The organism is Paenibacillus sp. CECT 9249, assembly GCF_918697855.1.
GTDB lineage: Bacteria > Bacillota > Bacilli > Paenibacillales > Paenibacillaceae > MSJ-34.
In genome coordinates this window covers 1-23041 of the sequence record NZ_CAKKLI010000065.1, presented here as the reverse complement: position 1 = coordinate 23041, position 23041 = coordinate 1, and the positions used below count along the sequence as shown (strand labels likewise).

At 51.0% G+C, this 23041-nt stretch carries 21 protein-coding genes, 12 tRNA genes, 1 rRNA gene and 1 riboswitch; of the genes, 31 read left to right on the top strand and 3 right to left on the bottom strand.

Going from position 1 to position 23041, the window contains the following annotated elements:
- Positions 1 to 9: 9 nt before the first annotated feature.
- From rrf to LQ229_RS25065, 25 genes are all read left to right on the top strand, one after another.
- Positions 10 to 126, top strand: a 5S ribosomal RNA gene (gene rrf, locus LQ229_RS25185).
- Between the two features lie 26 nt (positions 127 to 152).
- A tRNA-Asn gene (locus LQ229_RS25180) sits at positions 153 to 228 on the top strand.
- Between the two features lie 3 nt (positions 229 to 231).
- Positions 232 to 307 (top strand) — tRNA-Thr (locus LQ229_RS25175).
- A gap of 27 nt (positions 308 to 334) precedes the next feature.
- A tRNA-Glu gene (locus LQ229_RS25170) sits at positions 335 to 409 on the top strand.
- A 70-nt stretch (positions 410 to 479) separates the two neighbouring features.
- Positions 480 to 555, top strand: a tRNA-Val gene (locus LQ229_RS25165).
- A 22-nt stretch (positions 556 to 577) separates the two neighbouring features.
- A tRNA-Thr gene (locus LQ229_RS25160) sits at positions 578 to 653 on the top strand.
- Positions 654 to 696: 43 nt separating this feature from the next.
- Positions 697 to 771: transfer RNA gene (locus LQ229_RS25155), tRNA-Gln, on the top strand.
- Positions 772 to 796: 25 nt separating this feature from the next.
- Positions 797 to 872: transfer RNA gene (locus LQ229_RS25150), tRNA-Lys, on the top strand.
- A gap of 18 nt (positions 873 to 890) precedes the next feature.
- Positions 891 to 973 (top strand) — tRNA-Leu (locus LQ229_RS25145).
- Between the two features lie 18 nt (positions 974 to 991).
- Entirely contained in the window at positions 992 to 1339 is a 348-nt protein-coding gene (locus LQ229_RS25140; protein WP_230193245.1) for a hypothetical protein, read from the top strand.
- Positions 1340 to 1548: 209 nt separating this feature from the next.
- Positions 1549 to 1725, top strand: coding sequence for a hypothetical protein (locus tag LQ229_RS25135; RefSeq protein ID WP_230193244.1), 177 nt, complete (start codon positions 1549 to 1551; stop codon positions 1723 to 1725).
- The gene (locus LQ229_RS25130; RefSeq protein ID WP_230193243.1) at positions 1715 to 2065 is read left to right on the top strand and encodes a type II toxin-antitoxin system PemK/MazF family toxin; all 351 of its coding nucleotides are present in this window, start codon (positions 1715 to 1717) and stop codon (positions 2063 to 2065) included. Before LQ229_RS25135 ends, LQ229_RS25130 begins: the two co-directional genes overlap by 11 nt.
- A gap of 546 nt (positions 2066 to 2611) precedes the next feature.
- Positions 2612 to 3733 (top strand): SIR2 family protein, encoded by a 1122-nt coding sequence (locus tag LQ229_RS25125; protein WP_230193242.1) that lies wholly within the window; start codon positions 2612 to 2614, stop codon positions 3731 to 3733.
- Positions 3711 to 5480, top strand: a complete 1770-nt coding sequence (locus LQ229_RS25120) for an ATP-binding protein (protein WP_230193241.1) — start codon at positions 3711 to 3713, stop codon at positions 5478 to 5480. Before LQ229_RS25125 ends, LQ229_RS25120 begins: the two co-directional genes overlap by 23 nt.
- Before the next feature lie 150 nt (positions 5481 to 5630).
- Positions 5631 to 6632 (top strand): LacI family DNA-binding transcriptional regulator, encoded by a 1002-nt coding sequence (locus tag LQ229_RS25115; protein WP_216541165.1) that lies wholly within the window; start codon positions 5631 to 5633, stop codon positions 6630 to 6632.
- 3 nt (positions 6633 to 6635) lie between these two features.
- On the top strand, positions 6636 to 7586 hold the full coding sequence (gene rbsK / locus LQ229_RS25110; protein WP_216541164.1) for a ribokinase: 951 nt from the start codon (positions 6636 to 6638) through the stop codon (positions 7584 to 7586).
- 15 nt (positions 7587 to 7601) lie between these two features.
- Positions 7602 to 8678 carry a BMP family ABC transporter substrate-binding protein gene (locus LQ229_RS25105; RefSeq protein ID WP_216541163.1) on the top strand — a complete coding sequence of 359 codons (1077 nt, stop codon included), beginning with the start codon at positions 7602 to 7604 and terminating at the stop codon, positions 8676 to 8678.
- Between the two features lie 157 nt (positions 8679 to 8835).
- Positions 8836 to 10383 (top strand): ABC transporter ATP-binding protein, encoded by a 1548-nt coding sequence (locus LQ229_RS25100; RefSeq protein WP_216541162.1) that lies wholly within the window; start codon positions 8836 to 8838, stop codon positions 10381 to 10383.
- A complete protein-coding gene (locus LQ229_RS25095; RefSeq protein WP_216541161.1) occupies positions 10380 to 11471 on the top strand; it encodes an ABC transporter permease in 1092 nt (363 codons plus the stop codon). Before LQ229_RS25100 ends, LQ229_RS25095 begins: the two co-directional genes overlap by 4 nt.
- Positions 11461 to 12411 (top strand): ABC transporter permease, encoded by a 951-nt coding sequence (locus LQ229_RS25090; protein WP_216541160.1) that lies wholly within the window; start codon positions 11461 to 11463, stop codon positions 12409 to 12411. Before LQ229_RS25095 ends, LQ229_RS25090 begins: the two co-directional genes overlap by 11 nt.
- A 13-nt stretch (positions 12412 to 12424) precedes the next feature.
- Complete coding sequence (locus tag LQ229_RS25085; RefSeq protein ID WP_230193240.1) at positions 12425 to 13360, top strand: nucleoside hydrolase; 936 nt, start codon at positions 12425 to 12427, stop codon at positions 13358 to 13360.
- A 23-nt stretch (positions 13361 to 13383) separates the two neighbouring features.
- Positions 13384 to 14319, top strand: a complete 936-nt coding sequence (locus LQ229_RS25080; protein ID WP_230193246.1) for a nucleoside hydrolase — start codon at positions 13384 to 13386, stop codon at positions 14317 to 14319.
- Positions 14320 to 14380: 61 nt separating this feature from the next.
- A complete protein-coding gene (locus tag LQ229_RS25075) occupies positions 14381 to 15346 on the top strand; it encodes a nucleoside hydrolase (protein ID WP_216541158.1) in 966 nt (321 codons plus the stop codon).
- Positions 15347 to 15349: 3 nt separating this feature from the next.
- Positions 15350 to 16297 carry a nucleoside hydrolase gene (locus LQ229_RS25070; RefSeq protein ID WP_216541157.1) on the top strand — a complete coding sequence of 316 codons (948 nt, stop codon included), beginning with the start codon at positions 15350 to 15352 and terminating at the stop codon, positions 16295 to 16297.
- 434 nt (positions 16298 to 16731) lie between these two features.
- A complete protein-coding gene (locus tag LQ229_RS25065) occupies positions 16732 to 17184 on the top strand; it encodes a hypothetical protein (RefSeq protein ID WP_216541156.1) in 453 nt (150 codons plus the stop codon).
- A gap of 60 nt (positions 17185 to 17244) precedes the next feature.
- On the opposite strand, the gene LQ229_RS25060 is transcribed toward LQ229_RS25065, so the two are convergent.
- Together LQ229_RS25060 and LQ229_RS25055 are read right to left on the bottom strand one after the other, a co-directional pair.
- On the bottom strand, positions 17245 to 18084 hold the full coding sequence (locus tag LQ229_RS25060) for a DUF4367 domain-containing protein (protein ID WP_230193239.1): 840 nt from the start codon (positions 18082 to 18084) through the stop codon (positions 17245 to 17247).
- A complete protein-coding gene (locus LQ229_RS25055) occupies positions 18077 to 18658 on the bottom strand; it encodes a sigma-70 family RNA polymerase sigma factor (RefSeq protein ID WP_216541154.1) in 582 nt (193 codons plus the stop codon). The genes LQ229_RS25060 and LQ229_RS25055 overlap by 8 nt, the downstream gene beginning before the upstream one ends.
- Before the next feature lie 181 nt (positions 18659 to 18839).
- A riboswitch (cyclic di-AMP (ydaO/yuaA leader) is annotated at positions 18840 to 18984 on the top strand.
- Positions 18985 to 19180: 196 nt separating this feature from the next.
- Between LQ229_RS25055 and LQ229_RS25050 the strand changes: the two genes are divergently transcribed.
- A complete protein-coding gene (locus tag LQ229_RS25050; RefSeq protein WP_216541153.1) occupies positions 19181 to 20359 on the top strand; it encodes a KamA family radical SAM protein in 1179 nt (392 codons plus the stop codon).
- Between the two features lie 83 nt (positions 20360 to 20442).
- On the opposite strand, the gene LQ229_RS25045 is transcribed toward LQ229_RS25050, so the two are convergent.
- Positions 20443 to 21123, bottom strand: coding sequence for an SOS response-associated peptidase (locus tag LQ229_RS25045; RefSeq protein ID WP_216541152.1), 681 nt, complete (start codon positions 21121 to 21123; stop codon positions 20443 to 20445).
- Positions 21124 to 21254: 131 nt separating this feature from the next.
- Here LQ229_RS25045 and LQ229_RS25040 point away from each other — a divergent pair, with 131 nt between their 5' ends.
- The 5 genes from LQ229_RS25040 (at position 21255) to LQ229_RS25020 (ending at position 22678) form a co-directional block, all read left to right on the top strand.
- Positions 21255 to 22175 (top strand): polyprenyl synthetase family protein, encoded by a 921-nt coding sequence (locus LQ229_RS25040; RefSeq protein ID WP_230193238.1) that lies wholly within the window; start codon positions 21255 to 21257, stop codon positions 22173 to 22175.
- A gap of 128 nt (positions 22176 to 22303) precedes the next feature.
- A tRNA-Gly gene (locus LQ229_RS25035) sits at positions 22304 to 22378 on the top strand.
- Positions 22379 to 22402: 24 nt separating this feature from the next.
- A tRNA-Arg gene (locus LQ229_RS25030) sits at positions 22403 to 22479 on the top strand.
- A 37-nt stretch (positions 22480 to 22516) separates the two neighbouring features.
- A tRNA-Pro gene (locus LQ229_RS25025) sits at positions 22517 to 22593 on the top strand.
- A gap of 11 nt (positions 22594 to 22604) precedes the next feature.
- A tRNA-Gly gene (locus LQ229_RS25020) sits at positions 22605 to 22678 on the top strand.
- Positions 22679 to 23041 lie beyond the last annotated feature (363 nt).

The window sequence follows — 23041 nt, the reverse complement described above, 5'->3', positions numbered from 1 at the left end:
AGCAATCCGTTTGGTGGCGATGGCGGAGGGGTTCCACGCGTACCCATCCCGAACACGACCGTTAAGCCCTCCAGCGCCGATGGTACTTGGACCGAAGGGTCCTGGGAGAGTAGGACGTTGCCAAGCGGAAAGCTTCCAAATAAATCACATATTCCCTGATAGCTCAGTCGGTAGAGCACTCGGCTGTTAACCGAGTTGTCACAGGTTCGAGTCCTGTTCGGGGAGCCATTTGCTCTCATAGCTCAGTCGGTAGAGTGCATCCATGGTAAGGATGAGGTCACCGGTTCGATCCCGGTTGAGAGCTCCATACTTACTTTTTTCAATGACATCATATGGCCCGTTGGTCAAGGGGTTAAGACACCTCCCTTTCACGGAGGTAACAGGGGTTCGAATCCCCTACGGGTCACCACTTTTCCCCAAAAAGTGACGCTAAGCGTTGAAGTATATTCCGATTACCTTTCGGAAGCCCCGCTTAACATGGAGGCTTAGCTCAGCTGGGAGAGCATCTGCCTTACAAGCAGAGGGTCGGCGGTTCGATCCCGTCAGCCTCCACCATGAACCGTAACAAAGTGAATATGCCGGTGTAGCTCAATTGGTAGAGCAACTGACTTGTAATCAGTAGGTTGGGGGTTCAAGTCCTCTCGCCGGCACCATTGCAAAGCTGCCCGATTGGACATGCTTTTTTCTACTCATTAATGGGGATTAGCCAAGCGGTAAGGCAACGGACTTTGACTCCGTCATGCATAGGTTCGAATCCTATATCCCCAGCCATTTGCTTACTTGTTAAGCGACATGCGAGCCATTAGCTCAGTCGGTAGAGCACCTGACTTTTAATCAGGGTGTCGGAGGTTCGAGTCCTCCATGGCTCACCAGTTTTTCACATAACATATGCGCGTATGGCGGAATTGGCAGACGCACTAGACTTAGGATCTAGCGGGCGACCGTGGGGGTTCAAGTCCCTCTACGCGCACCACCTAAGAAGATGAGACCTTTGGATCAACAGCGATCTAAAGGTTTTTTGTATTCGAGCAGAAATATCAAGGCGAATGAACATGTATTTGGTTATTTTGGCGAAGAATCGAACATCCTCATGAAGCAGTGCGAGGCTGCGGTTGGAAATACAAGCTATGAAATGGGTAAGGCATATATTGAAAAGTATAAGCAAGTGGCTAACCATGCAAGGCAATCGATCTCATTCACTGGGGAGCAGGAACAATTTTATTTGCAGTGGTGCATGGATGAGGTCAGGCGCAGGGTCCCCGGCACTCCGCCTTCAGAAGCGAGCTTGCGGCATCCATGCAGGCATCCAATTTTCTTCAATGCAATCACAGAGAAATGAATCATAAAATATATATGGAGTTTTTACGTTCCATCGATTTTTGGGGCAAAGGAGATGTCGGTCAAAGTGATTCCTTATATCAATCGATAAATACGTGGCATACTATATGAAAAACAATCTTAAGGACGCATGCATTTACGTATTTGTTTATGGACTTCGAGCCTGTGTATTTGTTAAACTACAATTTGAGGTGAGGAGAAATGAGCCAAGTGGAAGAAGTGCTGCAACACGTCTCAGAATTGTCCAAGACTGAGCAATTGCGTGTCTATCTTGATCTGCATCGTCGTCTTCAGGAGGATGTCGACCAGTTGGGCTTTCTAAAACTAAGCGAAGATGCGCTTAAAGATTGGGACAATGAAGAGGACGACGCGTACAATGGCATTTAAACAAGGTACAGTGGTTCTGATTCCATTTCCATTTTCGGATTTAACCGGATTGAAGCAGCGCCCGGCGCTTGTTATGTCTTCAGAGGAGAGTCAGCAGGAAACCCGTCAGGTTATCTGCATGATGATTACTTCGACAGCAGCTACGCTCTCCACTGGCTATAGTTTGACAGCATGGAAGCAAAGCGGGTTGCTGAAACCATCAGTCGTTAAAGTGAGTCGGATATTTACGATTAATTCTGACTTGGTCAAGCGAGCAATGGGGGAGCTGCCGGGTCATGATGTCGAGCAGATAAAATTACGATTGTTTCAAATTCTTGGATTTCAAAAAGAGAAAGACTGAGAGCGCTCATTTCTTGAAATGCTCCAGTCTTTTGCTTTTACTAAGTTAATTCAAGCTTCATATGCTCCACCTGACTGTAAAGCTGGTGTTGCTCTTTAACTTCGTTGCTAAAGAGCCTGGAGCAGGCATGCACCATTTCGAGCGATGAGGTGGCCCAGTATTTGTTGGAGCGAAAACGGGTCGCCGCCGTTGCGGATGTACATTTATCCAGACTAGGATCTAGCGGGCGACCGTGGGGGTTCAAGTCCCTCTACGCGCACCATACTTGAATGCGGAAACTCTTTGAATGACAGTGTATTCGAGAGTTTTTTTGTTTGCCTATAATCAAGCTTGCCGAATCTAACGATTTTGCAGGCTTTTTTTGTACGAATAATGGATTGTACTTTAATGAAATAAAATATATGCACTACGCTCAGAAGGGGGAAAAAGCGAAATAATGCCCCCGGTACACTGGGTTCCAAGACGCTATTAGAGTATATTCCGGACCGTTTATGTGAAACCTAATTACTAGAGTTGAAATCATAGAGCGGAAATAGGGTGCTGCCAATGAGAGAGAAGTATGCGGAATTTGCGAAGGAAGTGCTGAAGTTAAACCCCGTGTTCATCGTAGGAAGCGGCTCTTCGGCGGGGGCGGGCATTTCCGCGATGGGCGATCTGGCCAAATTTCTTGTACGACATATCGACGATCGCAAGTTCGAAACGGAGGAGCGGAAGCAATGGGCGTTCGTCAAAGAGCGGTTAACGGCGGACCGGATGGGATTGGAAGAAGCGTTGCAACTGGCGGGCAATCCGCTCGGCAAACGGTTAATGGGCGAAATTGTCCGCCACACTTGGCGATGCATATCGAGAGACGAACAAGAAGTATTGCCGCAATTCGTGAGCGGAGGCGATCCTGCCGGTTTCGTCAGGTTGTTCAGAGCCTTTAAACATTCCACGCATCATACGGTTCATATCGTTACAACGAATTATGATCATCTGATCGAATGGTCGGCGGCAGCGATGCAGTGGCATGTCTGGGACGGTTTCCACGAAGGTCCGATCGGCGTAATGGCGAACTCGATGGACTTGAACGAACGCATGCAGCGGATTTACCGGACAGGCAGAGGCAGAAACTATGCGGTGAAGACGATCCAGCATTTGCGGATCTATAAGCCGCACGGCTCGTTGAGCTGGTTCAAACTGCCGCACGGTACCGTTAAAAAAGTGGCGGGCATCGGGGAAGGCCAAATACGATCGCTTGGAAGAGCGGGGATCGAGCCTGTTATCGTGACGCCGGGCATGGGCAAATATTTGGAAACCCATTTTGAGCCTTATTACAGCGTTCTGGCGGAAATGAAGCATGCGATAGATCATGCGAAAGCAATGATATTTATTGGGTTCGGGTTCAACGATATCCATATTCAAGGAAGCTGGCAGCGTTTGTTGCGGAATTCCGCCGTTCCTGCGATCGTTCTGGCGCGGAGTTTGAGCGGGTCGTTCCGATCGATGGTCGAAAGAAATGATATCGCCAATTTTATCGCAATCCAGGCTGACGGGGCCGGCAGCGAGCTCATCAGCGACAAATTCCAATCTGCAAAGATCGACGAACCGGCTTTGTGGACGCTAAAAGGATTGCTATCTTTGGCATGGGGGGAGGAACGATCCGATGAGCTCTCTAGATCTGTTTAGTATGCCTTATGAATATCACATCGGCACGGTATACAGAACGGACAGCTATCGCGTAAGCGTATTTTGTCCCGAGGAAGCCCAACTTCGAAAAATACATGTAAACGGGTATGCATTGCTGCATACTTCCGACCCGAATACGAGACTCGTCGGCAGAATCGATCGCGTGCAGCGGTTGGAACCGGAAACCGTTGCAATGATGCGCGAAGTAATGCTGGATGGGAACGGGGGCGTTCATGCCGAAGTAAACAACGAAATTACCGTAACGGCTCTCGGTACGTTGCAAGGGGCCGGGGGGAAACGGGATAGGCCGTTTTATACGAGAGCGGTCGAGACGTTGCCGGAGATCGGTGCGCAATGTTATTTGCTGACAGGTTCATTTTTAACGCTTTTTACCGGCTTGGTCTCATGGGGTACGGCAACGACGGGCGCGGCTTTAACGCTTGGCAGCTACACGGTAAGCCCGGAGGCGAGAGCCGTCTTGGACGGAAACGCGTTGTTCCAGCGTCATGCGCTGATCGTCGGTTCGACCGGCTCAGGCAAATCGTGGACGGCCGCGACCATTATCGAACAGGCGGCGAAATTGCCGGGCGCCAATATGATCGTGTTCGACGTTCACGGCGAATATGCGCCGCTGCAAGCCCACGGCAATATTGCCCGTTTCCGCATGGCCGGACCGGGAGATTTGGAGGAGCCCGCGGAGAATGTCCTATTTTTACCTTATTGGCTGCTCGGATACGAAGATATGCTTTCGCTCATGCTAGATAGAAGCGATGAGAATGCGCCGAATCAGGCGATGGCATTGACGAACGCCGTGATCCGGGCGAAGCAAAAAGCGTTGGCTGAAGCCGGCATGCAAGAAGAATGGCGGGCGCTTACGATCGACAGTCCCGTTCCTTACGATCTGGACGAAGTGATGTCCGAATTGAGCGCACTAAATAAAGAACGAGTGCTCAATCCGGCTACGAATAAAGAAAACAACGGTCCGTTTCACGGCAAATTCAACCGTTTCTTGCCGAGGATCGCCGCCAAACGGAGCGATAGAAGACAAGGATTCCTGTTTCAGCCGGGAGAACGGCAGATGAATCCAGGGTATTTGGACGAGTTGGCCCATGCATTGATGCAGGCGGGCGGGGGCGGAACGCCAGGAATTAAACTGGTCGATTTCAGCGACGTGCCTTCGGATCTATTGCCGATCGCGGTCGGTCTTATGGCTAAGCTCGTCTTTCAAGTGCAGCAATGGTCGGAGGAAGAGACAAGGCATCCGATCGCTCTCGTTTGCGACGAGGCGCATTTGTATTTGCCCGGCCGCTCGTCGGCCGACGCCGCGGAAACGAGATCGCTTGCCCATTTCGAACGGATCGCGAAGGAAGGGCGGAAATACGGAATCAGCCTGGTTATTGTCAGCCAAAGACCGTCCGAGTTGAATAAAACGGTGGCAAGCCAGTGCAATAACGTGATAGCGCTACGATTGTCCAATCCGCTGGACAAGGCCGCCGTTTCGGATATGCTTCCCGAACATTTGGGAGGTGTGAAAGATGTACTGCCCTCCCTAGGCATCGGGGAAGCGATCGTCGTCGGGGATGCTTGTTTGCTGCCCAGCAGGATCAAGGTGGACGAACCGGAATGCAAACCGGGATCGAAGTCGGTCCAATATTGGGACGTTTGGAGCAAGGGCGGCAATCGGCAAAGGCTGTCTTTGGCCGTTCGAAACATAAGAAGACAGAGAAGCGGCATAAAAACCCATTAATTCCATAATTAATTTTGAGAAATGTACTTGAAAAATTGGACGGTCCAATGTATTATGAAATCAAGAAACCGATTTCATTTTTTTTAATGAAATTTGGAACCGGTTTCACGTTTAGTTATCGAAGGTCGAGAAAAGTTGAAGGTGGAAGAGATGAAGGCGACGATTGTTGATGTTGCAAGAGCTGCAAACGTTTCCAAAGCGACCGTGTCACGCGTCATTAACAATAAGACGAATGTGAGCGAAGAAGTGAGGAAGCGCGTTCTTGCGGCGATAGAAGAGCTTCAGTTCCGTCCGAGTGCGGTGGCAAGAAACTTATCCAACAGTATGACGAATATGATCGGCCTCATTATGCCGGATATTACGAACCCGTTCTTTCCGGTTTTGGCCCGGGGAATCGAGGACGCCGCACATACGATGGGATACACGCTATTTCTTTCCAACACGGATAACGATCCCGACGTAGAACTCGAATATGTGCGGAAAATGGCCGAACAACAGGTGGCCGGCATCATTCTCATATCTTCCAGCTTTACGGAACAGCGGGCGTCCGAACTATTGGATTTCAACATTCCGATTGTGTTGTGCGACCGTTCGGGGGAGGAAACGCCGTTCGATACGGTAACGATCGATCACTACAAAGCTGCGTATGAGGCGGTCGCTTATTTAATCGGCAAAGGACACCGCAATATTTGTCACTTGTCGGGTCCTGTCAGCGCACAGACGGCGGATTTTCGGAAAAAGGGCTATGTCGACGCGATGAACGACGCGAACTTGACGCCTGTCGTAAGCTATGGCATGTTCAGCTACGAATCCGGCTATCAGCAAATGAACGAAGTGTTGGAGAAGGGGACAGGGGACATACCGACGGCCGTATTCGGCGGGAACGATTTGATCGCGCTCGGCGCGATTCACGCGATTGAGAAGAGCGGGCGTTCCGTGCCGGGAGACATTGCGGTCATCGGTTTCGACGATATTTTATTCGCGCAAATGAGCAAACCGTTGCTCAGTACGGTCAATATCCCGGCATACCAGCTAGGGGTTACGGCCATGAAAACGATGAACGATCGAATTAAGGGGGTGAGGGCCAAGAAGAAGAGCATCGTATTGGACCATAAACTCATCATCAGAGAATCGTGCGGAAGGGAGGAATAGGGTTTGAGTTCAGATATCGTTATTGTAGGCAGCTTGAATATGGACATGGTCGTAAAAGTGGAACGAAGACCCGAACAAGGTGAGACGGTTTTAGGCGGAGACTTCTTTATGAGCCCTGGAGGGAAAGGCGCGAACCAAGCGTATGCCGCCGGCAAACTGGGAGCGTCTGTAGCGATGATCGGCAAAGTCGGCAACGATATTTTTGCGGAGAAGCTGCTATCGAATTTAAACGAAGCCGGAGTAAACACGCAGTACATTGACAACATCACGGAGCAAGCGAGCGGCATTGCGCTAATTTCCGTCGATCCGGAAGGCGATAACAGCATTATCGTCGCTCCTGGAGCGAACCGGGTATTGGATGCGGAATTTGTCCGCAAACAAGAGGATGCGATCCGAAACGCCAAGCTGCTCATGGTGCAGTTGGAAATACCTTTGGAAAGCGTTATGGAAGCGGTCTCCATTGCGAAACGCCATAACGTGCCCGTGCTGCTTGATCCGGCGCCGGCCCAGCCTTTGCCGGACGAATTGCTCGCCATGGTCGATTATATCGTTCCTAACGAGAGCGAGATCGCGCAATTAACCGGCATTAAGGTTACGGATCCGCGATCTGCCAAGATAGCGGCCGTCGAGCTGCTTCGCAAAGGGGTGACAACCGTATTCGCCAAGCTGGGCGAACAGGGCGTCGTTGTCGTCAACTCGAACCGGACTTTCACCCTCAAGGGATACAAAGTCGATGCCGTCGATACGACAGCGGCGGGCGACGCTTTTGCCGGCGCTCTCGGTACGGCGCTTGTCGCCGGGAAAGATCTATGGGCGGCAACGCAATTTGCTAACGCTGTCGGCGCGTTAACAGTAACCCGATCCGGAGCACAATCATCTATGCCTGATTTGCAAGAGACGGAATCGTTTATGAAGCAAGCAACGCAAGACGAACTAACAAACCACTTCAATTAACAGGGGGATTCATCTATGAAAAAATTAGGATTTATGAAAATCGGAGTGTTGTTGTTGTCTTTGATGATCTTACTTGCCGCATGCGGAGGCAAACCTGCGGACAATAATCCAGGCGCAAGCGGCGGCGAAGGCGGCGACAATGCCGGAGGCGAGAAGCTAAGCGTCGGCTACTATATTAACGGAACGCTCGGGGACAAATCGTTCTTTGACTCCGTGCAAAGAGGTTTGGACAAAGCTGTGAAAGAATTGGGCTTTGAAGCGAAAACGGTAGAAGGCGGATTGAACCAAGCGGACTGGGCTGCAGGCATCGAGTCGATGGTTGCAAGCAAAAAGTACGACGTCATTCTGGTAGGATCCAGCCAAACGATTGAAATTGTAAAAGAAATGGCTGAGAAGTATCCGGATCAAAAATTCATTTTCTTCGACGATGCGATCGACGGTATGCCTAACGTATACTCCATGACGTATTCGCAAAGCGAAGGCTCCTTCTTGGCCGGCGCGTTCGCGGGACTGGTAACGACGAGCACGGATCTGAAAGGTACGAATCCGGATAAAGTGGTCGGCTTCGTCGGCGGGATGGACATTCCGATCATTAACGACTTCCGCGTAGGATTCGAACAAGGCGCGAAATATATCGACCCTGATATGCAAATCGTATCTTCCTTCATCGGCGACTTCGCGGACGCTCCGAAAGGAAAAGAATTGGCTCTAGCGCAATATAAATCGCAGAAAGTCGATATTCTCTACACTGCTGCGGGCGGAGCGGGACTTGGCGCGTTGGAAGCAGGAAACGAAGTAGGCATGTATTCGATCGGCGTTGACAGCAACCAAAACCCGCTGTACCCGGGCAGTGTGCTCACTTCGATGTTGAAAAACTTGGATACGACGACGTATCGCGCGCTTGAAATGTTTAAAGAAGGTACATTGCCGTTTGGCACGATGGAAGTATTAGGCGTAAAAGAAGGCGGCGTCGGCTTGGCGAAGGACGACCTTTACGAAGAGCATGTGCCGCAAGCGATTAAAGACAAAATGTTGGAAGTTGAAAAAGCCGTAGCGGACGGCGAAGTGAAAGTGGAATCGATCTTGAAATAAAGGGAACGCGAACGGGATTGGATAAGTACAAATCGACATCAATGTCCGGCATATTATGACTTATCCAATCCGTTTTATTTCTTGGCCGGCTTGAGAAGCGGCCTGAAAAAATGAAAAGGCATTCATCTTACTCCAATTGGCGGGGGTGTTATCGATTATGGCAGTTTTGCTGGAAATGAAGGATATTCACAAAATTTATCCCAATGGAACAGTAGCCAATAAAGGGGTCGATTTGCAAGTTAACGAAGGCGAAATTCACGCGTTGGTAGGAGAAAACGGCGCGGGTAAATCAACATTGATGAAAATATTGTTCGGACTTGAAGCCCCGACAAGCGGAACGATTGAATATAAAGGCCAAAAAATTCAGTTTAACGGACCGAGGGACGCAATCGGACAAGGAATGGGCATGGTGCATCAGCACTTCATGCTGGCTCCTTCGCTTACGGTATCCGAAAATATCGTGCTTGGCGACGAGCCGCGCAAAGGTCTGTTCTCGATGTTCCGCGACCGCAAAAAAGAACTGGACGACATCAATGAACTCATTCGCAAATTTGGCTTGAAGCTTGATCCTCAAGCTGTTGTCGAGGCGATTTCCGTCGGGCAAAAGCAGCGTGTGGAAATTTTGAAAGTATTGTATCGGGGAGCGAAGTTAATCATTCTCGACGAGCCGACGGCGGTTCTGACGCCGCAAGAGACGGACGAGCTGTTCGATTCGATCAAATCGCTCGTCGCGCAAGGGTATACGATTATCTTTATTACGCATAAGCTGCGCGAGGTCATGGAAATCTCCGACCGGATCACCGTCTTGCGCGCCGGAAAGACGATCGCCACGCTCGTAACCAAAGACACGAACCAAGAGGAAATTTCCCGTCTGATGGTCGGCCGCGACGTTTTGTTCCGGGTACAGAAGAACGAACCCGACTTGAAAGATGTCGTGCTTGAAATCGATCGATTGAGCGCGCTGGACGATAAAGGATCGCCCGCATTGAAGGAAGTGTCGTTCTCGGTACGCGGAGGGGAAGTTTTCGGCATCGCCGGCGTGGAAGGAAACGGACAGACCGAATTGATCGAGGTCATTACCGGCTTGCGCAATGCGACCGGCGGCAAGGTGCTGTATTTTAACGAGAATATTGTCGGCAAAAGCATCGGGGAGATCCGCAACATGAAGATCGGGCATATTCCCGAAGACCGGCAGACGACAGGCGCCTGCTTGACGTCGAGCATTGCGGAGAACATTATTTTGGATGTATACGACAATAAAGAGTTCCGCACGGGACCGTTCATGAATTATAAGAAGCTGAGAGAATTCGCCAAAGTGCTGATGGCTACGTTCGACGTACGGGCGCAAAGCCCGGAAACGATGGCCGGATCGCTCTCCGGCGGGAATTTGCAGAAGGTCGTCATCGCGCGCGAGATCGCGAAAAATCCGAAGCTGCTGATCGCATCCCAGCCGACTCGCGGGGTCGACATCGGCGCCATCGAATTCATTCACCGCGAAATTATTAAAAAACGGGATCAAGGAACGGCCGTCTTGCTCGTGTCGGCGGAGCTATCCGAAATTATGAGCCTAAGCGACCGGATCGGCGTGCTCTACAATGGCGAACTCGTTGCCATTCTCGATAATACGGACGATTTGACGGAACAGGAAATCGGATACTACATGCTAGGCATTAAAAACCAACAGAAGGAGGCGGCGGTTCAATGAATCAAAAAAGATTCCTGTACTTGGACTTCGCCGGCATTATAGGCGCGGCAGTGTTGGCGATTCTATGCGGATTTGTCATCATTATGTTCGTCAGCAGCGAGCCGCTCCACGCCATTTCTTCATTTCTGCTCGGACCGTTGTCCAGCCCGTTTAATATCAGTACCATATTGAACAAAGCGGTGCCGCTTATTTTTACGGGTCTGGCGCTTGCGGTTGTGTTTCAAACCAACGTATTCAGCATGGGAGCCGAAGGCCAATTGTATGTGGGCGGCTTTGCCGGCGCATTGGCCGCGGTCTATATCGGGGGCATATCGCCATGGATTCACTTGCCGATCATCTTGATCTGCGCGATTGTCGGCGGCGCATTGTTCGGCGCGGTACCCGGCTTGCTGAAGGCAAGATTGAACGCGAACGAAGTCGTCACAACGCTGATGTTAAACTATATCGCGATTATCGGGACATCCTATCTGGTCAATAACGTGTTTAAGGACCCGGCGAGCGGCGGTTACGCGCGGATGCCATTCTTTGATAAAAGTATACTGCTCGGCAAAATTTCGCCTGCGTTCCCGGCGCATTACGGCATTCTGATTGCCGTTGTCGCGGTCATCGTCATCTATTTGCTGTTGTTCAAAACGCGGATCGGTTACGAATTGCGGCTCGTCGGCAAAAACGATAAATTCGCGCGGTACGGCGGAATTAAGACGAAACGCGTCATCGTCGTCAGCGTCATGATCAGCGGCGCCTTGGCCGGTCTTGCGGGGATCGTCGAATTGCTGGGCGTGCACGGCACGTATAAAGACAATTTCTCCGCCAAGCTGGGCTTTGACGGCATTATTATCGCCCTGCTGGCGCGGAACCATCCGATCGGCGTATTGTTCGCCGCCGTCTTCTATGCGTATTTGCAAGTCGGCGGACAAGTGATGCAGGCGGAGAGCGACGTTTCGCGGGAGTTGTCGGTTATCATTCAAGTTCTGCTCGTTCTGTTCGTATCGGCGCAAGCTGTGTTTAATTACTTGAAACAAAGACAATTGATGAAGCAAAAAAAGGTAACGACGAACGATAAGGCGGTGAAGACGGATGTGGCATAATCTATGGATGCAAGTTGTCGATTTGACGATCATAGCCATTTTATTGCGCTCTTTAACTCCGATTTTGCTCGCCGCGCTCGGCGGTCTTATCTCCGACGTTACTGGCGTTATTAATATCGGGCTTGAAGGACTTATGTTAATGTCGGCTTTCACTTCGATTGCCGTCGGGTCGACAACGGGCAATTGGGCGCTCGGCGTCGTAGCGGGCGTTTTGTCGGCCGTCATTATATCATACGGGATGGGCTTCTTCTCGCTCAAGCTGAAGGTGGATATCATCATATCGGGCTTTGCGGTCAATATGTTCGGCTCCAGCTTTACGATTTTCCTGATGAGCAAGCTGTTTGACGTTACAGGCAGCTTCAGCCCGGGCAATTTGAGCAAAATTCCGACGGTTAACATTCCGTTCATCGAGAATATTCCGGTGCTCGGCAAACTGCTTAGCGGCCATAATTTGATGGTATGGATCGCCATCCTATCCGTCGTCTTCGTCTTCTACATGTTGTACCGCACGCCATACGGCGTACATTTGCGGGCGATCGGCGAAACGCCGGATGCGGCGAGATCGCTGGGGATTCCGGTAGAACGCTTGCAATATTCGGCATTGGCATGGAGCGGCGTGTTTGCCGGTCTGGCAGGTGCGTTCCTCTCCATGGGGATGACAAGCATGTTCGTTAAAGATATGACCGCAGGAACAGGGTTTCTGGCGCTTGCCGTCGTCTTGCTCGGCAACCGCAATCCGATCGGCATTCTAATCGGTTCCGTCATCTTCGGATTGGCGAAGGCGATTGAAACCTTGATTCAGACGATTCCGAACAGCCCGATTCCGAGCCAATTCGTGCAAATGATTCCTTATATCGTGACGATTCTGGCACTGGTTTATTTCGCGATTCGGAAGAGAAGAAAGCTGGCTGCGCTGACTTTAAAATACGAAGGCAAATAAGGATGTGAAGCAAGTGAAACCGATCTTTATCGATTGCGACACGGGCGTCGACGACGCCCTCGCGATATTGGCCGCGCTTCAATCTCCGCAAGTCGAGGTGCTCGGCATTTCGACCGTTGCCGGCAATGTGGAAGCGGACGCGGCATTCCGCAATACGCTTGCCGTGCTGGAGCTTGTCTCTGCCGATTCGATTCCGGTAGCGAAAGGCATGGAAGCGCCGTTGACCCGCACATTGACGACGGCGAAGGAAGTTCACGGCGAGAGCGGGCTGGGCAACTTGACGTTGCCGGATGTTGCGGGGAAAGGCTTGACCGAACACGGCGTCGACTTCTTGATCCGCACCGTGAAACAGTCGGACCGGCCGGTAACGCTCGTTCTGTTAGGGCCGCTTACGAATATGGCCGTTGCGCTGAAGAAAGATCCTTCGATTGCGAATAACATTGCCGAACTGGTCATTATGGGGGGCGCGGATGCCGCGGGAGGCAACGTAACGCCGGTAGCCGAGTTCAACATTTACGTCGACCCGGAAGCGGCCCGAATCGTGCTCGAGAGCGGTTTGCCAACTAGGCTCGTCACTTGGGACGTTTGTTTGGACGCCTGGCTGACAGAGGCGGAATTGAAGGAGCTGGAACAATCGGCGGAGCCTGCGGCGAACGTTGCGCATGAACTGATTCAATTTTTACGTACGCTGTATAACAAGGATCATTCGGCGCTCAGCGATCCGGCCGCCATGTGCGCGCTGCTGGACGAGAGCGTGATCGAAAGCGAAAGACTGCCGATCGAAGTGGAGACGGCCGGAACCGTAACGCGGGGCATGACCGTTATCGATACCCGTCCGTTTGCAACAGTCCCGGTCACAAGCGATGCGAGACCGCGGGTTCAAGTGGCGAGAAAGCTGTATCGCGAGCGGTTTGCCGCCGTATTTATGAATGCATTGATGCGAAAATAACCATAGAGGTGAACAGCATGAGCATGGAAACGAAACGGAAAATCATTATCGATTGCGATCCCGGGCATGACGATGCCATTGCCATACTTCTGGCCGCAGCCAATCCGAAGATCGATTTAGTAGCGATTACAACGGTAGCAGGCAATGCCGAAGTCGAGAAGACGACGCTGAACGCGCTCAAGGTCGTGGAGATTGCCGGCATTACGGACGTTCCGGTTGCCAGAGGCGCCGGACAACCTCTCGTTCGCGTTCGCGAAACGGCGCCGGATATTCATGGCGATTCGGGCATGGACGGCCCGGAGCTCCCGCTGCCAACGATAGCACCGGTCAACGAGCATGCGGTGGATCTCATTATACGCAAATTGCTCGAATCGGACGGCGACATTACGCTCGTTCCGACCGGTCCGCTGACGAATATTGCAATGGCGATGCGCCGCGAGCCGGCGATATTGCCGAAGATACAGGAAATTGTCATTATGGGCGGCGGCACGTTCGGCAACTGGACGCCTGCCGCGGAGTTCAACATCTTCGTCGACGCCGAAGCGGCGAAGGTCGTATTCGAATCCGGCGTGCCGATTACGATGATGGGACTCGATCTGACGCATCAGGCTCTCGCGACGCAAGACGTCAGCGACCGGATTGCGGCGATCGACAACCCGGTGGCCGGATTTATCGGCGAACTGCTCGTCTTTTTCCGCCAAACGTACCGCGACGTATTCGGCTTTGAGGACCCGCCGGTACATGACGCTTGCTGCGTCGCATATTGCATCGATCCGTCCGTATTCGAATGCAAGAAGCTGCATGTGGACGTTGAGACGAAAGGCGAGTATGCGTACGGCATGACTTTGGTCGATATTCACGGCGTAACGAAGAAAGAGCCGAACGTCAATGTGGCCCTTACGCTGGACCGCGAGAAATTTTGGTCGATGATTATCGATGCCTGCAAATATTACGGCTAATTCGGATCCGCATCCTTTGGACGGTTATAAATTTAGCAAATCTTGAAGGAGGTGCGTCCATTTGCAAAATCAAAAACGGTTGTTGCTGGACGTAGATACAGGCGTGGACGACGCACTGGCCATTTTATACGCTTTGAAATCCCCCGCCGCGGTCATCGAAGGAATTACGACGGTTTGCGGCAATGTCGCCGTCGAGCAAGCGACGGTCAATACGCTGAAAGTCGTGGAATTATCCGGCGCAGGCGATATCCCTGTCGCTCAGGGCGCGGCAAAGCCGCTGATGCGGGAATGGGGCGGCACCGTAACGGCCTATCATGGGGAGAACGGACTCGGCAACTACGACCGTTTGCCCGAACCGAAGCTGCAGCCGCTCGAGGAGCATGCCGCCGATTTTATCGTGCGGAAGGTCAACGAGCGTCCGCATGAACTCACCTTGGTATTCGTCGGCCGATTGACGAATTTGGCCCTCGCGCTCGCGAAGGACCCTGCCATCGCAACCAAAGTCGACCGGCTCGTCCTGATGGGCGGCGCGCTGCGCGCCCCGGGCAATGTGACGACGGTGGCGGAGGCGAACATCCACGGCGACCCGGAAGCGGCGCATCGCGTATTCCAATCCGGCATGCCGATTACGATGGTCGGTTTGGACGTGACGATGAAGGCGATTTTCAAAGAGAAGCATCTGGAGGAATTGAAACGGCGCATGCCTTCGCAATTGGCCGATCTGGAGGCATTCGCCGAGCATGTGCTGAAATTCCGGTTTAACGCTTACGACAGCTCGGACGGGCTGTACGGAACGGCGCTGCACGATCCGCTCGCGGTCGCCGTCGCGCTCGATCCAAACTTGGTCGAAACGGAAGATCATTATATTACGGTGGAGACGAAGGGCAAGGTCAGCGAGGGAGCGACATTGGCGGATTTGCGCCGGCCGACGGACCGCAGCAATGCGTCGGTATGCGTGCAGGTGGACGAGGAACGATTTATTGAACAGTTCATCGAAGTATTATGTTCCGGCAAAGGAGGGGCTTAAGCAATGAAAGAAGCGACGAAACAGCCGATCATTCTAGATGTGGATACCGGAATCGACGACGCGATGGCGATCGCATACGCTGTTCGTTCCCCCGAGCTGGAACTGCTCGGCTTGACGACATGCTTCGGCAATGTGACGGTGGAGGAAGCGTCCCGCAATTCGCTGCAAGTGCTCGAACAACTGGACCGGGATGATATTCCGGTTATTCCCGGAGCGGCCGAGCCGTTATTCCGCCCGCCGCTCAAAGGGAAGACCGTGTCCGTTCACGGGCATAACGGTTTGGGAGACGCCGAGCTGTCGGAACCTAAGGGGGCGGCGCTCGATATGCATGCTGCCGAGTTTATTGTGGAACAGGCGCGGAAACGTCCGCATGAAGTGACCGTCATTGCGGTCGGCACGATGACCAATATGGCGCTCGCGATTATGAAAGATCCGGAAATCGTTCATTTATTGAAGCGGGTCGTTATTATGGGCGGCGCGGTAACCGTGCCCGGCAACGTAACGCCGCATGCGGAAGCGAATATATATGCCGATCCGGAAGCGGCGGAATTTCTGTTCCGTTCCGGCGTGCCGATTACGCTCGTCGGGTTGGACGTAACGATGAAGACGCTTCTTCCGCGTGCGGAGCTTGCGAATTGGCGGGAGAAAAATACGAAGCTAAGCCGCTTTATGGCCGATATTACGGACTATTACATGGATTCTTATACGAGCTTCTATCCCGGCATTCTCGGTTGCGCGCTTCACGATCCGCTGGCCGTCGGCGTCGTCATCGATCCGACTTTCGTCAAGACGAAGCCGATTCATGTGCAAGTCGATACGGAAGGGATTTATTCCATCGGCAGAACGGTGGGCGACTTGCGCGCCAGAGCGGAACAAGAACCGAATATGGACGTTTGTCTGGAAGTGGATGCGGATCGGTTTTTGCAGCACTTCCTGAAACGCATCGTTTAATTAGAGTAGAGGCTTGTACTTATAATTGCAAGCAGACAATCCCGTTCAAGGGCGAAATCATCTTTTGCCTTTCGGACGGGTTTTTGTATTGTCATCGTTTATCCCATGCTTTCATTTTCCCGACATTGATCATCGATATGACGACGACGGTGCAAACAACAACCACACTTGATACGACGATCGCAACGGCTCGCAGTTGCTCTATGCCCATAGCATTCCTCCCCTTTATTTTTGCTCTACATATAGGACGCGGCAAATCTTTATCTGTTAACGAAAAATTTATAAAAATTTCGATAAAAATCGTCAACTTTTTCCATTTTGAAACGTTATTATTTATGTAGTCATACATAAATATGGAAAGTGAGGAATTTTACATGGAGAAAAGGTCGATCAAAGCGAAGTTCAAGAGAAGTTTTGCAGGAGGAACGGCAGTTTTGCTTATTTTGTTGGCGCTTCTCCCGGTCCGGCTTGCGAATGCCGAAGGCTCGTCCGTTGAAGGCGCCAAAACGCCTCCTCCGCCGATCGAAGCGGGCCTTGTTCAACCTTTCGGCGTCTTCGACCCGAACCATAAGTATTTGGATTCAGGCAGCGCCACACTGTCGAATGATGGGGACGGAAAAGTGGTCGTAAGCGGCAGAACGACCGCCAAGCAGACGGTAGATACAGTAGGCGTATCAACGCTTGTGCAGAGATGGACAGGTTCCACTTGGGTCGATGTAGGCTCCACAAGCACGTCTACCGCAACCAACAGATCGACCGTATACGGGTCGGAATCGAGGGAACTGTCTACCGGGTATTATTACCGCATCAAATCGACTCACTGGGCCAAAAAAGGGGACACAACCGAGCAAGGGGTTAAATACACCGGTTCGATCCTTGTCAATTAATCGCATTTAAACGGAAGGGGCCGCCCACGATTTCCATGTGGACATGGCCCCTTATCTAACTCATTGCAACGATCTGGCGAACTTCATCAGTTCTTGCTCATCCAATGAACCGGTTAGCGTGATTCTCGTGTCGCCCGCGATCCATTCCAAATTCGCTCCTCCGCCGGCGTACAAGACGAGCACTGCCTGATTGCCGTGAATATTCACGTCTTTAATTTCGCCGGACGCTTGATTGATGCTAACCGACGCTTCGCCGCCTTGTTCGATTTTTTGCTGAATTAACAGCAACCTTTGTTCTCCGTCGTAGGAATATATCGCATCCATACTGCGATAGGCACCGTCGGCATCGCGATAAATATTAACGGATTCAAGCGTCAGTCCATCCGGCGTATACGTGGGAACGAGCATGGCGAAATTTACTTTTTTTCCTGCTGTTTCAAAGCTTGACGTTTCCGGCGTGACCGCGTTGCCCGCATAGCTATGATCCGGTTGATTGCCTTGTGCGCCGCTTTGATCCGCATACGGCTTGCCGGTATTCAAGTCGTAATCCGGCGGCGGAGCGGTCTTGGCTCCGTTTTTGTGCGCCGGGCTAGTGTCGAACATAATGCTTACGAACCCGTTCTGAACTTTTTTGAAGATGGTCGAGAAGCCGGAGAACGCATAGGTTTGATTCATGGCGCCGAAGGAAAGCCCGATTAGTATGGAGAAACAAGCGATTGCCGCCCCGATCGCCGAGACGCGGAATACCCGCCGCCGCTTTCTTGCCGCCTGCAATGTAGAGCGCATTTGCAACCAAGCCTGCTCTCCGTCTGGAATTTCTATGCTGGCATGATATTGTTTAACCATGTCGGCGATACGTTGTTCATCGGATGTTTGCAACGTTTCTCTGTCGTTACTCATAATTCCTCACCCATTTTTTCTGAAATTTGTCCGCCAGTTTTTTGCGGGCTCTCGCCATACGCTGCGTTAATACGCTATGGGAAATGCCAAGCTCCTGTTCGATTTCGCGATAGGGCATGCCCACAATATAATGCAGGAAGAGGACGATTTTGTACTCGTATTTAAGCTCGCTTAACGTGGCGTACAAGGTTTCGTTGCGAATAAGCGTTTCGACCGCATGGTCGACCTGAGAAGACAATTCGTTTTCGCTTGAAAACTCTTCTATAGTATTGACGAGTTCAGGGTCGGAAATATGATGATATTTTTTATTTTTTCTTATTAAATCGTAAGCCGAATTTCTCGCGACTTTTTTCAGCCATGCTCTAATGTTCGAATCTTCGCGTATTTTGCTGCCGCTCTGCATCGCTTTAATAAAAGAATCTTGAATCACATCTTCCGTTAGCGAATGATCGTTAAGCATAAAGTAAATGTCGCGATATACAAGTTCCCGGAACAGTTGAAACAACATTCGCTGCGTTTGGTCGTCCAACGAATGAATGTTATTGCGGAACAAGCTGAACCATTGGTCCGTCAATTGTATTCTCTCCTTAGCAGGTGATGAAGCGGAAAAGGGAAGTATGATTGCTTTTTAGCTATTCATATCGTAGCCCAGCAGGTTAAAACTGTAAAGAAGTTACGTGTTAAAAAAAGTGGGGGATGGAAAAAACGACATATATTGGAGGCGATTTGTTGACATAACATATGCGATCCGCTACAATAAGTATACGCTTAATTTTCAATATGCAATGTTGAAAAGCGGGGGAACCAATCAATGGGGGCGAGTCGTTTGCCATGCAAACGTAGGGAACCATCTTTCCCGAGTCCGTCAGCTAACCTCGTCAGCGTTGGATGGGTCAAATTCCAAATCTAATAGCACAACTTCTTTGACCCTCATTTTGTCGGGGTCATTTTGCGTTTTTTTTTGGCCCTGAACGGCGCAGGATTATCCTTGCGCATTGTTGGGGTCTTTTTTATTTGTGCATTGGGGGAGGGGATCGAAGCCAGTCTTATCAAATCATGCAGCACATTCAAAATTTGAATACGGGAGGAATTAGAAATGCCGCAACCGAAGTACATTATCGATATTGACAAAATTACTCAAATACCGGAGAAGGAAAGGGAACGGCTAAAGCAAATAACGGATAAATTCGTTTTTCGAGTGAACGATTATTACTTGAATTTAATCGATTGGAGCGATCCGAACGACCCGATCAAGAAGTTGGTCATTCCCAATGAAGGGGAACTGCAGGAATACGGACGTTGGGATGCCTCGGACGAGGATACGAATTACGTCGTGCCAGGCTGTCAGCACAAGTACGACACGACGGCTCTTCTGATCGTATCGGAAGTATGCGGCGCATATTGCCGGTATTGCTTCCGTAAACGGTTGTTTCGCAATGACGTCAAAGAGGCGATGTCTGACGTCGAACCGGGATTGGACTACATTGCGAAGCATCCGGAAATTAACAATGTGCTGTTAACCGGGGGCGACAGCCTCATTTTGGCTACGGCCAAGCTGAAAATGATTTTACAGCGGCTCCGGGAAATCGATCATGTCAAAATCATTCGGCTCGGGTCCAAAATACCGGTGTTCAACCCGATGCGCATCTATGAGGACGAGGAACTGCTCGAGACGATCCGCGAGCATTCGACTTCCGATCAGCGGATTTACGTGATGGCTCATATTAACCATCCGCGCGAAATTACGCCGGAAGCGCGGAAGGGATTCGAAGCGCTGCATAACGCGGGCGCGATCGTCGTCAATCAAACGCCGGTTCTTCGCGGCATTAACGACGACCCGGTCGTTCTGGGAGAACTGCTTGACAAATTGTCATGGGCCGGCGTAACCCCGTATTATTTCTTTATCAATCGTCCGGTGGCCGGAAACCGCGATTTCGTCTTGCCGCTTGAGCGCGTATACCGGATCGTCGAAGAAGCCAAGGCGAGAACGTCGGGTCTCGGCAAGCGCGTTCGCTTATCGATGAGCCATACGTCGGGCAAAATCGAAATATTGGCGATCGAGGACGGCAAGGCCTATTTGAAGTATCACCAGTCGCGGGACGGACAATACGGGAAATTTATGATATTGGATTGTCCGGAAGACGCGGCTTGGTTCGACGATTTGCCGGGAAGCGAGCGGTATTGGACGAAGCCGAAGAAAAAGACGGATAAAGTCGTTTCGGTGAATAAGCTTCCCGATATGCCGCAGAAGCGGACGGGGAAAAATGCCGTTTAAACGAACGTAAACGGGCAAATCGGCCGCTAAATAGAATAAGCCTCCGTTGCACGCGTATGGCGGAAACGGAGGCTTTATTGCGTTTATGGCCCAGGATTCCAGACGCGCACGCATTCTTCGGAATCGTTCTTAACGCTGCCAACTAGGGGAGAAACGGGATAGGCCGTCATCTCTTCCTCCGGATAAGGGACAAGCAGCGGCTGAAGATCGGCCGGATCCTGAATGGCCCGGTTCAGCCATATTTTCTCGTCTTCCGGCCGTAAAATAACGGGCATCCGGTCATGAATATCGGACATCAATCGATTCGGCGTCGTTGTAACGACCGTGCATGTGCTGATTTTCGTGCCGTCTTCCCGCGTCCATGTGTCGTACAGGCCGGCCAGCGCGAAAATCGCTTTATTTTTCAGCATAATCCGCATCGGCTGTTTCCCCGTATCGGTCGCTTTCCACTCATAGAACGAATCCGCGGGAATGATGCATCGTTTGCGGCGAAATGGCGTTCGAAACGCCGCTTTATCCGCAATCGTCTCGGCACGGGCGTTGAAAGTCGGAAATTTCAATTTCTCTTCTTTCGACCATTCGGGAATCAGCCCCCATTTCAACCCGCCGAGGCGGTTGTTTTTGCCGTCATGCACGATGGCCGGAACGAATTGTCCCGGAGCGACATTATATCTGGGCTGATAATCGATCAATGTATTGCCTTCAATAAAGAAGCGAAGCAGCAATTCCTCCATCGTTACCGTTATCGTATAACGCCCGCACATAAGCTATGCCCCCTAACGCTTGCAAATGATATCTTCATTATAACGTTCTAATATTTGGAGTTGAACAATTTTACATTGGTTGATATTGTAAAAATATAATAATTTGTTGTCGATAAGGGGAGGGAATACGCATGCGGCCCGAAGTAATGCAGACGATGATCGATATGGTGGACAAATACGTTCGCATCGAAGAGTTTAACAAGCTGTTGAAGGAATGCGTTTATGAAAAAGGATCGGAACAAACCGGGTGGGGTGAAATAACGAGATACGCCCATCTCATGCTCGGCGGTTCGTCTCCCAATCTGGATCGAACGGCGGCGATTACCGAGATGATCATGCTGGCGGCCGACATCGCCGACGACCTTCAGGATCAAGACAACAAGGACAAGCTTTGGATGCAATACCGGCAGGAATACGTCATCAACGGCGTATTGGCGCTGTTAATGGGGGCGGTAGCCGAGAGCGCCGAGCTGACGAACGGCAAGGGGGGACCCGTCACGCTGACGAGGGAGATCAGCCGCATCTTATTGGAATCGTTGAACGGCCAATTTGCCGATTTGGAACAAAATGTGACGACCGAACAACAATATATCGCCATGGTATATCAAAAATCGGGCTCCCTGATCCATTTGGCCTGCTATATGGGGTACGCCGAGTTGGGGCTCGATTCGAAGGCTGCCGGCACGATGAAAGAAATCGCCTATTACAGCGGAATTATAGCGCAACTTGAGAACGATCTGAAAGATCTGTTGCGCTTTGATATGAAAAACGATATTTTGCGGAAAAAACGCACGCTTCCAATTCTTTATTTGCTGTCGGCCGAAGAGTCGTTCCCTTACATGAAACAATATTATGAGGGAAAACTGACGCAATCGGACCTATTGGCGAAAAAACAAGAGTGCATCGATTACATCAATGATTCGGGCTGCATGGAATATTCGAAAATTATTCAAACGCTGCATCGGCAAAAAGCGGCGGAACTGCTGGAATCGCTGACCACGGTATCCCCATGGAGAGAAAAGTTTCAGCAAGTTACGCTAATTACGGCATAACTGGCGAGGAAATATTTACTATAAAAATAATTTAAAAAATCGATTGCATTCTGCGGAGATTTTTGATATATTATTACTTGTCGCTGATGAAACTGATCGATAAATCGATCCGAAGATTGCGATAAGGTGCGGACGTGGCTCAGCGGTAGAGCATCGCCTTGCCAAGGCGAGGGTCGCGGGTTCGATTCCCGTCGTCCGCTCCATCTCCAATGAACAACACAATGTTTGTGCCCTTAGCTCAGCCGGATAGAGCGTTTGACTACGAATCAAAAGGTCGGGAGTTCGAATCTCTCAGGGCACGCCATTTTTACTCTTGCAAGCTAACATTAGCTTCTTGATGACGGGACGTAGCTCAGCTTGGTAGAGCACCTGGTTTGGGACCAGGGGGTCGCATGTTCAAATCGTGTCGTCCCGACCATTTCAGTATTTGCGGGTGTAGTTCAATGGTAGAACTCCAGCCTTCCAAGCTGGTAGCGTGGGTTCGATTCCCATCACCCGCTCCATACATAAAGCATGCCACCTTTGGGTGGCTTTTTTAATTGGCGGTTGTGTGGGAAGAGAACCCGCGCGCGTGGGGACGACCGGCCGTGCACACTTCTCCGTATGTACCCGACCAGGCCGCGCGTCAACATCTACCTCCATCCCGCGAGCCGGAGGCTCTCGCACTTCAATCAAGATGTTGAGTATTCCCATCACCCGCTCCATACATAAAGCATGCCACCTTCGGGTGGCTTTTTTAACATTATAGAATTTATAAAATTTTGGGGTGGGCAGGGCTTCCGCCTCGTTTTTGTTTTTGGTAAGGTTAGGATATGGAGACGAACGTGCTAAAACGAATCTTCTTTGATGAACATGGACATTGGGAT